This is a genomic window from Aquibacillus koreensis, from assembly GCF_025154055.1.
In the GTDB taxonomy this organism is placed as follows: domain Bacteria; phylum Bacillota; class Bacilli; order Bacillales; family Amphibacillaceae; genus Aquibacillus_C; species Aquibacillus_C koreensis.
The window spans coordinates 22309-34501 of sequence record NZ_JAOALK010000050.1 but is presented as its reverse complement, the minus strand read 5'-3'; the positions used below and the strand labels follow the sequence as shown (position 1 = coordinate 34501).

At 37.1% G+C, this 12193-nt stretch carries 11 protein-coding genes and 1 other RNA gene; 3 read left to right on the top strand and 9 right to left on the bottom strand.

Going from position 1 to position 12193, the window contains the following annotated elements:
* Positions 1-309: 309 nt before the first annotated feature.
* The 7 genes from NYQ66_RS14675 to tadA form a co-directional block, all read right to left on the bottom strand.
* Positions 310-573: a pro-sigmaK processing inhibitor BofA family protein gene (locus tag NYQ66_RS14675; RefSeq protein ID WP_259870479.1), complete on the bottom strand. Its 264-nt coding sequence runs from the start codon at positions 571-573 to the stop codon at positions 310-312.
* 71 nt (positions 574-644) lie between these two features.
* Positions 645-860 carry a YaaL family protein gene (locus NYQ66_RS14670; RefSeq protein ID WP_259870478.1) on the bottom strand — a complete coding sequence of 72 codons (216 nt, stop codon included), beginning with the start codon at positions 858-860 and terminating at the stop codon, positions 645-647.
* 48 nt (positions 861-908) lie between these two features.
* The gene (gene recR / locus NYQ66_RS14665; RefSeq protein ID WP_259870477.1) at positions 909-1505 is read right to left on the bottom strand and encodes a recombination mediator RecR; all 597 of its coding nucleotides are present in this window, start codon (positions 1503-1505) and stop codon (positions 909-911) included.
* Positions 1506-1517: 12 nt separating this feature from the next.
* Positions 1518-1841 carry a YbaB/EbfC family nucleoid-associated protein gene (locus tag NYQ66_RS14660; RefSeq protein ID WP_259870476.1) on the bottom strand — a complete coding sequence of 108 codons (324 nt, stop codon included), beginning with the start codon at positions 1839-1841 and terminating at the stop codon, positions 1518-1520.
* 27 nt (positions 1842-1868) lie between these two features.
* Positions 1869-3557, bottom strand: coding sequence for a DNA polymerase III subunit gamma/tau (dnaX, locus tag NYQ66_RS14655; protein ID WP_259870475.1), 1689 nt, complete (start codon positions 3555-3557; stop codon positions 1869-1871).
* A gap of 494 nt (positions 3558-4051) precedes the next feature.
* An RNA gene (gene ffs / locus NYQ66_RS14650) (signal recognition particle sRNA large type) lies at positions 4052-4318 on the bottom strand.
* Positions 4319-4433: 115 nt separating this feature from the next.
* Positions 4434-4898: a tRNA adenosine(34) deaminase TadA gene (gene tadA, locus NYQ66_RS14645; RefSeq protein ID WP_259870474.1), complete on the bottom strand. Its 465-nt coding sequence runs from the start codon at positions 4896-4898 to the stop codon at positions 4434-4436.
* Between the two features lie 153 nt (positions 4899-5051).
* On the opposite strand from tadA, the gene NYQ66_RS14640 reads away from it, so the two are divergent.
* Positions 5052-6341 carry a glycoside hydrolase family 18 protein gene (locus tag NYQ66_RS14640; protein ID WP_259870473.1) on the top strand — a complete coding sequence of 430 codons (1290 nt, stop codon included), beginning with the start codon at positions 5052-5054 and terminating at the stop codon, positions 6339-6341.
* Positions 6342-6666: 325 nt separating this feature from the next.
* Positions 6667-7284, top strand: coding sequence for a DUF421 domain-containing protein (locus NYQ66_RS14635; protein ID WP_259870471.1), 618 nt, complete (start codon positions 6667-6669; stop codon positions 7282-7284).
* A 607-nt stretch (positions 7285-7891) separates the two neighbouring features.
* Here NYQ66_RS14635 and NYQ66_RS14630 read toward each other — a convergent pair.
* Entirely contained in the window at positions 7892-8326 is a 435-nt protein-coding gene (locus tag NYQ66_RS14630) for an RrF2 family transcriptional regulator (protein ID WP_259870470.1), read from the bottom strand.
* 176 nt (positions 8327-8502) lie between these two features.
* Between NYQ66_RS14630 and hmpA the strand changes: the two genes are divergently transcribed.
* Positions 8503-9741 (top strand): NO-inducible flavohemoprotein, encoded by a 1239-nt coding sequence (gene hmpA / locus NYQ66_RS14625; RefSeq protein WP_259870468.1) that lies wholly within the window; start codon positions 8503-8505, stop codon positions 9739-9741.
* Positions 9742-10376: 635 nt separating this feature from the next.
* Here hmpA and acsA read toward each other — a convergent pair.
* On the bottom strand, positions 10377-12092 hold the full coding sequence (gene acsA, locus NYQ66_RS14620) for an acetate--CoA ligase (protein ID WP_259870466.1): 1716 nt from the start codon (positions 12090-12092) through the stop codon (positions 10377-10379).
* Positions 12093-12193 lie beyond the last annotated feature (101 nt).

Below are 12193 nucleotides of genomic sequence, written 5' to 3'. Positions count from 1 at the left end.
CTCTCCATAAAGTGTTTGAGTGTTAACTCATTCAAAAAACTAGCTTTTTTCTTGCTTGACATAAATGATTGTTTTGTTCAGTTTTCAAAGATCAACAGGTCACTGTATTAGCGACAACTTTTATATTATATCAACCCACATCAACAATGTCAACATCTTTTTTTCAAAGCGATTTAACTTGTTGTTATCGGCGACGTCTAATAATATAACACACATTCAATTTATAATGCAATAGTTTTTTTGTATTTTTTTATATTCTATAGTCGAACCTTTAATAGACAAAGAAAAATAGCTATCCAATGATAGCTATTAAAATACAAATATGTGTAATGCAGTTAAAGATGCTATACCAGGCAATCCTAATAATCCCGCGATTACTGCTGTATATATATTAATAGGTAAGTGTAGTCCAATCGTTGCGCCAAACACATTAAAAAAGAATAGAAACAAAACCCCAATTACTAGTTTGACTGTTCCCTGCGCTAAAAACCGCATTGGTTTTATTGGCGCCCCAACAATAAGAAGTAAAGCAATCAATACGACCATACTAGTTATGATTACTGTTGAATCCACTTTTTCTTTTCCTCCCTTTACAAGCCTTTATAAAAACTATGAAGGCTAAAAGAAAAAAAGAACATTTTCTTCTATCTTAATGCACTTATTTTACGATGACGCGCTTCTCTTAATAGAAAGAAGTATTTTGCTTCCGCAACAGATAGATCGTAAAGACCAATTTCACTGGGCTCAAAACTTCGTTCAATGATAGACTTTAAATTCATCCATTCGCTCTTCAATGTGAATATAGTATCTAAAAGTTGTTCATCTACTTCTTCTCTTTTAATTTTTTTACTAGATAACACATGATTCACCCACTCTTCTTACAGTTCTTCGTTCATATGCAGATTATGTTACAGTTCTCTTCTACCTTCTAATGCTTTAGATAAAGTAACCTCATCTGCATATTCCAAGTCTCCTCCCATAGGTAAACCATGAGCAATCCTTGTGATTTTTATACCAGAAGGTTTTACTAACCGCGAAATGTACATCGCCGTAGCTTCCCCTTCTATGTTTGGATTCGTTGCAAGTATTAACTCTTCTACTTCTTCATCTTTTAATCGATTTAGTAAACTAGGTACATTAATATCTTCTGGCCCTATACCATCCATTGGTGAAATAGCGCCATGAAGGACATGGTACCTACCATTAAACTCTTTCATTTTTTCCATTGCTATCACATCTTTCGGATCCTGAACGACACAGATAAGCGAACTATCTCTCGTTTCATCCTGGCATATTGCACACGGATCTTGATCTGTAATATGACCACAATTTGTACAATGTGTTAACTCTCGCTTTGCATTGACCAATGACTTCGCGAAGTCTAAGACATCATCTTCCTTCATATTTAAAACAAAAAAAGCCAGTCGAACAGCCGTTTTCGGCCCGATTCCTGGCAGTTTTGTAAAGCTATCAATCAGCTTTGAAATCGGTTCTGGATAGTACACGAGTCATGCCTCCTAGAACATTCCTCCAGGCAAATTTAAACCTTTCGTAAATTGTCCCATAGTATCATTTGTTTTATCTTCTACTTGTTTTAATACTTCATTTGTTGCAGCTAAAATCAAATCTTGTAGCATTTCCACATCATCTGGGTCTACTACCTCTTCTTTTATTTCAACATCTGTTATTTCTTTTTTACCATTTGCAGTGACTTTAACCATCCCGCCACCAGCAGTTGCTTCAAAGCTCATTTCTGTTAGTTCTTCTTGAGCCTTCATCATATCCTTTTGCATTTTTTGCATTTGTTTCATCATTTTATTCATATTTCCTCCACCACGCATGGGGAATCCCTCCTTCAAATAATTACATTAGTCTTTTATTTCTAATAAATCATCACCAACAAGCTTTCTCGCTTCTTCTACTAAAGGATCAACCTGTGGTGTTTCTTCTTGATTTGCGTTTTCTTGTTCTTGTTGTTTATTAACATACTCTTCACGCATTTCTTGCCAGTTCGCTTCGGGAATAGGAATAATATCTAGATGCTTTCCTATTATTTCAGCTAATAGTAATTCTATCGTTTGTTTATGGTCTAAAGCAAGTGAACAATGAATCTCATATCGAAAAGCAAGGATTATCGCTTTATCAGAAGCAGCCCTAGGCTTACTATATTGGACTGTTGCATGTGCTGGTGCACTTTGTTGTTTTAATGCATCCATAAAATTAGCCCAGTTTGATTGGACTTGTTTAATATCATGCTTTGAGGCATCGTTTAATACTTGTCTTATTCGTTCAAATGGAATTTTATAACTATTTTTACTTCGTACAGGTGCACGTTTCGTTGTACTTGCTTGATTTGTTCCCGAATCCTGTACGCCAACGGAGCCTTGTTTTACAGCGTTTAGCTCTGACTCTAATTGTTCCATTTTGCGTTTCAAAGTCTCTAATACACCGTTTTCTATTGGTTTTGCTTGTGGTTTTTGATCGGTGATTTTTAGAATTGTTATTTCTATAAACACTTTCGGGCTATTTGTCCACTTAATTTCTTGCTGACACTGATTTAATTCAGTAATTGCTTCTTGTATCCATCCGGCATCTATCTGATCTGCCATCTGTTTAAAAGCATCATTTACAATAGCTCGTTCCAATATACCCTCTAACTGTGGTGCACTTTGATACAATAATAAATCACGCAAGTAATAAATTAAATCAAATACAAATCTACCTGGATCTTTTCCTGATTGAATAAGTTCATCTACTTGCATTAACGCTTTTTGAATATCCTTTGTGTACATTGCATCGATCACAGCAATTAATTTCGTTTGTGACACGGACCCTGTTACAGCTAATACATCATTTAACTCTACTTGATCTTCACTATAAGAGACAGCTTGATCTAATAAGCTCAAGGCATCCCTCATGCCTCCCTCGGCTGCTAAAGCAACTGCTTCTAACGCATCGTTCGTTGCTGAAATTTGTTCAGCCTCCGCTATTTTCTGCATGCGCTCAACCATCGCTTTTTGCGAAATTCGTTTAAAGTCAAATCGTTGGCAACGTGAAATGATCGTTAATGGGATTTTATGAGGTTCCGTTGTTGCAAGAATAAAAATAACATGTTTCGGTGGCTCTTCTAGCGTTTTTAATAATGCATTAAAAGCACCGATGGATAACATATGTACCTCATCAATGATATAAACTTTATACGGAACTACACTAGGTGCATACTTGACTTTATCACGAATATCCCTGATTTGCTCCACACCATTATTGGATGCAGCATCAATTTCTATAACATCAGAAATAGAACCGTCTTGAATTCCCTTGCACGCAGCACATTCATTACATGGCTCTAACACCGGCGAACGTTCACAGTTAATGGTTTTAGCAAAAATTTTCGCTGCACTCGTTTTCCCTGTCCCTCGAGGACCAGAAAATAAATAAGCATGCGAGAATTTTTCCTGCATGATTGCATTTTGTAATGTACGTGTAATATGTGTTTGACCTACAACATCCGTAAAACTTCTAGGGCGCCATACACGATATAGTGCTTGATAGCTCATACATTCACGACCTTCTCTCTCGACTTCTTTACTATTATAACTGAATTAACGAATAGATTGAACTAGAAAAGGCGTAATCCTTTTCAGAAACATAAAAGCCTTAATGATTCATCACATTAAAAAATAAAGGCTGAATTCTTAAAGTAAAGAACACTAGTTACTTATTAGTTTCTCGTATCAAGATCCCCGAACAGTTGTTTATAAGGACATATATTCCTTTATTTTCACTAAAATTGTAAGTTTAGTGATACTTGCGGACATTTTGTTCCGCTATATCACCAATTTTAAAAAATTGTCATGCTTAATCTATGTATTAAAGGAATATGTCCGCGAAATGGCTAAATCAATAGAGTAAAGGCAAAATAGCGGAACAAATGTCCGTTCCTTTTGTTTCGAGGGATTTTATCAAGCACAACGCTTGAACGGAAAGAGCACACAAATAAAATACCTCTTGCCTATTATAGACAAGAGGTAGTTATTTATTATATTTAACGCCGTGCACCCAACTTCGTTGAAATAGTCCTAAGCGTTACTTAAGTTCATGGCTCGACCCAGGCTTCCCCGCGGCACACGAGAAGCACCGCTTACTGCTGCTTCCTTCCGGACCTGACAGGGTTCACGGGTTCCCGTTGCGCAGGACCCGAGTGTCAACACCAATCCCTTAAGGCAGACCTTAAAACTACTCCACCTCAGTTGGGAATTCAGCCTCGCTATAGCGGATTGCGAGTTACAGGGCACCGCTACCTCCCCACCTAGCACGGCAAGTTTGCTAACTAGTTTATTGGTTGCGCAACTGAAGCGCAATTACAAGTATAGCGACTTTTAAGTGAAAATGCAATGCTTATCCACTGTTAATATTTTCAAGCTATGAGAAAACTACTTCTTTTTCCGTTTTTCTCTTAAATCCCTGAAAAAATTAGTTAACATATCTCCACACGCATCCTCTAATATCCCACCTTGGACTTCGGCTCTGTGATTAAAGCGATCATCTTCAAGCAAATTCATCATGGAACCGACACAACCGGCCTTCGGATCATAAGCGCCAAACACAACCCGCGGGATTCTGGATTGTAAGATAGCCCCTGCACACATGGGACAAGGTTCTAATGTCACATAAAGTGTGCACCCTTCTAGACGCCAGCTTCCGATCACTTCATTCGCCTTATCAATAGCGATTAATTCTGCATGAGATGCCGTAGTTTGTAACGATTCTCTCAAATTAAACGCAGTCGCTATTACCTTATGTTTATAAACAATAATCGCTCCAATTGGTACTTCACCTATTTGTTCTGCTTTTTTAGCTTGATCGATTGCTATTTCCATATACTGCTCATCATTCATTTTTATATCACTTCTTTTTTCCATTACTTTATATGATCATATCAAAAAAATTACATCCGCTCCAGTGACCACTTTTTCCACTTTTCATTCACCACTACTAACACCGATTCATAGGCTAATAAAGGATATATGAATTTGAGGGGAGGAATCACGATGCAAATTCACGTCGTGCAAGCAGGAGAATCATTATATTCTATTGCAAATACCTATGGCACAACCTATAGTGCTATTAACACTGCAAATGAACTTGATAATCCTAACCAATTAGTAGTAGGTCAATCTTTAGTCATTCCAATCGTAGGTCAATTTTACTTCGTGCAGCCTGGAGATAGTTTATATACAATAGCTCAAAGATTTGGACTTTCTGTTCAACAGTTAGCAAACATTAATAACATTTCACCTGGAGCGAACTTACCTGTAGGTTTCCGGTTATATATCCCCGAAACAGAGGAACCTGTCATTGAAACCAATGCTTATGTTGAACCAATAGGAGATACAGTATCAGAAACACTAGTAAATTCAGCTCAGAAAAATGCGCCTTTTCTCACGTACCTTGCACCATTTAATTACCGTGCTACACGAACTGGAGAGCTAGTCGCACCTCCACTAGATAATTTCGCTGCTATTGCTGAAAATAATCAAGCCACTTTAATGTTAGTAGTAAGTAATTTAGAAGAAGGGGCCTTTAGTGCAGAATTGGGGCAAATCCTTGTAACTGTGGATGCTGTTCAAAACACATTATTGGATAATATAATAAACACTGCACAACAAGTAGGTTTCCGTGATGTCCATTTTGATTTTGAATATTTACCACCTGCAAATCGAGAGGATTATAACAACTTCTTAAGAAAAGCAAAGGAAAGACTCTCAGCTGCTGGATTACTTATGTCTACTGCTCTAGCGCCAAAAACGAGCGCAGAGCAAGAAGGCGAATGGTATGAGGCACATGATTACGCTGCCCACGGAGAAATTGCTGACTTCGTCGTGTTAATGACGTACGAATGGGGATATAGTGGAGGTCCAGCGATGGCCGTTTCTCCAATCGGCCCTGTTCGAGAAGTAGTTGAATATGCATTAACAGAAATGCCTGCAAATAAGATTATGTTAGGTCAAAATTTGTATGGATATGATTGGACATTACCATATGTTGCTGGCGGTGAGTATGCAAAAGCATTAAGTCCACAGCAAGCTATTATCCTTGCTAGAGATCAAAATGTAGCAATCCAATATGATCAAGAAGCGCAAGCGCCATTTTTCTTCTATACTGATGCGGAAGGAAAGAGACATGAAGTATGGTTTGAGGATGCAAGGTCAATTCAAGCAAAGTTTGATCTGATAAAAGAATTAAATTTAAGAGGTATTAGTTATTGGAAATTAGGATTGGCGTTTCCGCAGAACTGGTTACTCCTTGAGGATAACTTTGAGATACGAAAAAGAGGATAGTAATGCAAAAGCCGAAGATAGCAGATATCTTCGGCTTATTTTGTAATTGAAATTTTTTCAATGTATGAATTACGGACAAGTTACAGAATATGAAATTAACACCACTATGAAGATAGGACAGTGGTCATCTTTTATGCCTTTTTTAATAACAAGGATATAAAAACAAATTAGAAGGGGAAAACAATATTCTATTCCTAATGAACAAAGTTTATTATCAGTTTCACATCAAGTGAGGGAATCCTTACATCTAAATCAAATGCAATAAGAAGAGTATTTTTGAAGGTTTCGTTCAAACTATATATAGCTTATAAGGGAGGTATTTTACATGGCTATTGATTTACAATTTATTATTAATAGCTTCTTTTTAGTTTTTGCCGGTATTTTTTTGCTTCGGATCGCAGGTAGAAAATCCATTTCACAAATGACTTTAGCGCAAACAGTCATTATGATTTCTATTGGATCCATTATTATCCAACCAATAGTTGAAACAAGCGTACCGAGAACTATTATGGCTGCAAGTATATTTATTTTTTCTTTACTTATCATAGAGTGGTTGCAAGTTAAGTTTAATTTTATTGAGAAGCTAGTGACCGGAAAGTCCAAAATTGTTATTCAAGACGGCAATGTTCAATATGATCAATTAAGAAAAAGTCGTTTAACCGTCGATCAACTTGAAATGTTTATTCGAAAAAATGGTATCACTAGATTGTCCGATGTTAAAACCGCCACTTTCGAACCTAATGGACAGTTAGGCTATGAGTTAAAAGATGATGCTAAACCACTAACAATAGGTGAGTTTAAAAAGATGATTAACCCGAGTATGTTAAATCCATCTTATCTACCGCTCTATCCAAATAATGACCAACAAAAAAACACAGAGCAACTATTTGACGAGATCAGATATAACGAACATAAAACGGATCATCCTGATTATCTTCAATAACAGTTAGGAAACAATGCTACCTTTACGTACATGATCAAAATGTATGTCCTTATGAACTTGCTGTTTTCTATACTTATATATGGGATACTTACTTCGCAGGAACTAGGAAAAGGATCTACTTTCACCGTTTGCTCATCTTTCCAATAAGCTTGTATTTTATCAGAGATATGGGGAAGGGATTGTCGAATCCCTTGCCTAGAGATCATCGCAAAATTGCAATAGATTATAATCTTGTTGTTCATCTAAATAATTAAAATGGAGGTTCTTTTTCTAATGATTACGATATTTCTTTTGAAGCTCTATAAAATCATGAATAATTCTCGCTAAAGGGACCTTACGAGAGAAAGAGTTTTCATGCATACTGCAGAGAAGTGCTCCATACTTCGTTTTTTACTCCACTTGCTGTATTCCTTGTTCATACGCTCTAATCTTTGTTTCTAGGTGGAAAATCCATGAAGGTCTTCTTTTCTTTCAGAGTCAGGAAATACACTAGCATCAAATGTTTAGCAAAGGCAAAAAGAGAGAGCGGCATGATCATGTTATTTCATACACTCCAATGACAATCATTATTATTTAATACAATCATGTTATTTACTCTCCAAATTATTTATATATTCATCAATAATTGTAATTCCTCTTTATTTTCTAATACATCCTCTAAAGTATATTCATCTAAAACTTCAAAAAACGATCGAAGTGCTCTACCAATAACATGCTTCAGTTTACATGACGGTGTAATCACACACTGATTTGTATCCCCATCAAAGCATTCAAGCATGGTAAAATCATTTTCCATCCATCTAACTACTTGACCAATATTAATGTCGCTAGGTTCTTTTGAAAGAATAATGCCACCATTTCTTCCTCTCACCGTTTTAATTAATTCTAACTTACTTAATTGATGTACAACTTTACGGACATGCTCTGAAGAGATAAAAAATGTGTCAGCTATTTCTTTAATGCTAGCCATTTCTCCGTCTTTTTTCGCTGCAGTAAAAATAAGAACCCGTAAAGCATAATCGGTATATTTTTTTAATCTCACTCTCAACTCCCCCTCTTCTATATAACTCCATAGTACAAAAAATTATGTGATAAGTCTTGTATTACGTTAACAAGATTGTCATACATTTTTCCATTATCCGGTTGAATTACTTTCTTAACTTTTTATACAATTAAACATGTAAAGTAAATACATGTTTAAAAATAGGAGTGTTCTTATTGAGTAATTCAACTACTGCACCACTTTTAGATCAAAAAACAATAGATACCGTAAAAGCAACTGTTCCAGTCCTTGCACAGCATGGGGAAACTATTACTTCTCGTTTTTATCAAATGATGTTTGAGAATCATCCTGAACTTAAGAATATCTTTAACCAAACAAACCAACGCAAAGGGAAACAACCGCAAGCACTAGCAAACACCGTTTACGCAGCTGCTTCTTATATTGATAACTTAGAAGCGATCTTACCAGTCGTAAAACAAATTGCACATAAACATAGAAGCTTAAATATATTACCTGAACATTATCCAATTGTTGGGAAGCATTTATTATTAGCAATGAAAGATGTTTTAGGTGACGCTGCAACGGATGAGATCTTAGATGCTTGGGGAAAAGCGTATCAAGTTATTGCTGATATCTTTATTCAAGTAGAAAAAGAGATGTACCAAGAAACTGAAAATAAAGATGGCGGTTGGACCGGCTATCGTAATTTTAAAATCGTAGATAAAGTAGTTGAAAGTGATGTGATCACTTCATTCTATTTAAAGCCTATAGACGGTGGGAAACTTCCTTCCTATTTACCAGGACAATATATTACGGTGAAAATGGATAGAGAAAATGCACCATATAATTGCTTACGACAGTATTCTTTATCTTGTAAGCCAAATCCTGAATTTTTCCGTATTAGTGTAAAACGTGAAGATGAAATCAATGATAATCCAAGCGGGATAGTATCTAACTTTTTACATAAAGATTTAAGTATAGGAGAAACATTGCCTGTAAGTGCTCCTGCTGGGGACTTTACATTAAATAGTGAAAAAAAAACCCTCATTTTAATCAGTGGCGGGGTTGGTATAACCCCACTAACAAGCATGCTAGAAACTGTTGTAACAGAACAACCTAATCGTGACGTGTACTTCATTCACGCTGCTCAACATGGTGGCGTTCATGGGCTAAAATCTTCTATTAAAGATGTAGTAGATCATCATAAACAAGTTCGCTCATTCGTTGTATATGAGCAACCTAGTGAAGAAGATCGTGCAGAAAAGACTTTTGATAAAGAAGGTTTTGTTGATTTAGATTGGCTTAAGACAATTCTTCCTACTAATGATGCATCATTCTACTTCTGTGGACCTGAAGGCTTTATGAAAGCAATCAACAAAGCATTAACAACATGGGGCGTTGACCAAGAAGATATTCATTTTGAATTTTTTGGTCCAACAGGGAGTTTAGATTAAATTTAGATAGTCGGTTTTATATAAATTGTGTACTAACTTCCTTTCGGTATTTATGGGATGATTGCTAGAACGCCGCTGCGGAAAAACACTCGCTTTCCTAGGAGCAATCACGAAAAAGCCTTAACCCATGGCTTTTTCTAAGTTCAGATTCCTTTTGTGGGGAACGCTTCAGCCTCCTCATTCGCAAAGAACGCTCACTGCGGGGTCTTCAGACTGTTCCTTTCCCACAGGAGTCTCGTATTTTTCCTCCGCTATGTTTGGCTCTATTAAAGTCAGAAGTAAACTAGTCATTATTTGCGGAGTTAATTTACTTATACTAAGTTTGTCTTTACTAAAATCAGTTACTAGCGGAGCGAGTGAAATTGGCGACACTCCTGCGGGAACAGCGCGAGCCGAAGATCCACTCAGAAGCGAACTTTCTTCTGAGTTAGCTGAGGCCGTGCCCGCAAGAGGAATCTGTACTTAGAAAAAGCCGGGTCTTGGGATTTTTCGTGATTCCTCCGCGGAAAGGGAGCCAATTTCACTCGAGGAGCGGGTGGGTTAGTTACAACGGAGTTTGTATCAACTGCGCTATAACATGCATAATTGAAAAAAAGAATCGATCCCTACAAAGAGAGATCGATTCTTTCTATATATTACTCTTCTAACGTGGAGGTATCACCAGTAGGCAATCCTAACTCCCATGATTTAAGTAAACGTCTCATGATCTTACCACTACGTGTTTTTGGAATCGTTTCTTTTACCTCAATCTCACGTGGAGCAGCATGCGCACTTAAGCCTGTTTTCACAAACTGGCGAATGTCTTCTACTAATTCATCCGAAGCTTTATATCCTTCATTTAAGGTGATAAATGCTTTAATAATTTCCCCGCGCTCAGGATCTGGTTTCCCAATAACACCCGCTTCTGCGACAGCTGGATGTTCAATCAATTTGCTCTCTACCTCAAACGGACCAACACGTTCACCAGATGTATTAATAACATCATCTAAACGGCCTTGGAACCAGAAGTACCCATCTTCATCCATATAAGCACTGTCACCTGATACGTACCATCCATTGATAAAGTAACTCTCATATTTACCTGGGTTCTTCCAAATGGCTCTCATCATCGATGGCCATCCCTTTTTGATTGCCAAGTTACCCATCTGGTTTGGAGGAAGTTCATTCCCTTCATTATCTACAATAGCTGCTTCTACACCAGGGATCGGTTTCCCCATTGAGCCAGGGCGAATATCCATGCATGGATAGTTAACAATTAACATAGCGCCCGTCTCTGTCATCCACCATGTATCGTGAATACGAAGTTTAAACGCATCCACACCCCATGTGATAACTTCTGGGTTAAGTGGTTCCCCAACACTCATCACATGTCTTAGGGATGATAAGTCATATTTATGAACGACATCCGCACCTGCACTTACTAACTTACGGAAAGCAGTTGGTGCAGAATACCATACCGTCACGTTTTGTTTATCTAATGTTTCATACCAAGAATCAGGTGTAAAACGACCACCGCGAATAACATTTGTTACCCCATGTAGCCACGGCGCAAAAATACCATAACTTGTTCCTGTTACCCAACCAGGATCGGCAGTACACCAGTAAATATCATCTTCTTTTAAGTCAATAACCCAGTCACCAGTAGCATAATGTTGAATCATGGCATTATGCACGTGATAAACCCCTTTTGGTTTTCCAGTGGAACCAGATGTGTAATGCAGTAGCATACCGTCTTCTAAATCAACCCATTCGATATCAAAAGCTTCGGATGCCTGATCCATCTCTTTGAAATAATCAACATATTTATTAGATGCTTCTGTAAAATCTCCGACTAAAACGATTTTTTCTAAGTTAGGTAATTCATTATGCGGAACTCTTTCTAACAATTCTGGAGTAGTGATTAGCATAGAAGCTTCACTATCTTCTAATCTGTCTCTGACTGCCTGTTCCATAAATGCTTCAAACAGAGGCCCCGCTATTGCGCCTACTTTTAAAATACCGAAAAAGCATGCATAAAACTCTGGACTTCTAGGCATAAACAAGAAAACACGATCGCCTTTTTGTACGCCTTCTTTATTCAACACATTCGCAAACTGATTACTTTGGTTCTTTAGTTGATTAAACGTTAATTTCTCTTCTCGATCTGGTGCGGAGTATATCAATGCAACTTTATCCTTCTTTGCAGGATCTTCTGCATGACGGTCAATTGCTTCATAAGCTGCATTTACTTTCCCTGTCTTAGACCAACTGAAATTCTCCTTTACTTCTTCCCAATGAAAGTTTTTACGTTTCTGCTGATAATCTTGTAGGTTGTGATTGCCCTCTCTAGCTGGAATTGGCTGCATATCCATCTAATCACCTCATTAAAGATTTTTTGTAAACGCTTGCACATTATCGTACATCTTTCTTTCATCCTATGAAGTAAACGCTTGAAGTATTTAATAAATTATTT

Bases quoted from the DNA above. Each gene is read 5' to 3' on its own strand.
- dnaX (WP_259870475.1), bottom strand. From the start codon at position 3,557: ATGAGCTATCAAGCACTATATCGTGTATGGCGCCCTAGAAGTTTTACG.
- NYQ66_RS14640 (WP_259870473.1), top strand. From the start codon at position 5,052: ATGCAAATTCACGTCGTGCAAGCAGGAGAATCATTATATTCTATTGCA.
- NYQ66_RS14660 (WP_259870476.1), bottom strand. From the start codon at position 1,841: ATGCGTGGTGGAGGAAATATGAATAAAATGATGAAACAAATGCAAAAA.
- tadA (WP_259870474.1), bottom strand. From the start codon at position 4,898: ATGAATGATGAGCAGTATATGGAAATAGCAATCGATCAAGCTAAAAAA.
- NYQ66_RS14635 (WP_259870471.1), top strand. From the start codon at position 6,667: ATGGCTATTGATTTACAATTTATTATTAATAGCTTCTTTTTAGTTTTT.
- acsA (WP_259870466.1), bottom strand. From the start codon at position 12,092: ATGGATATGCAGCCAATTCCAGCTAGAGAGGGCAATCACAACCTACAA.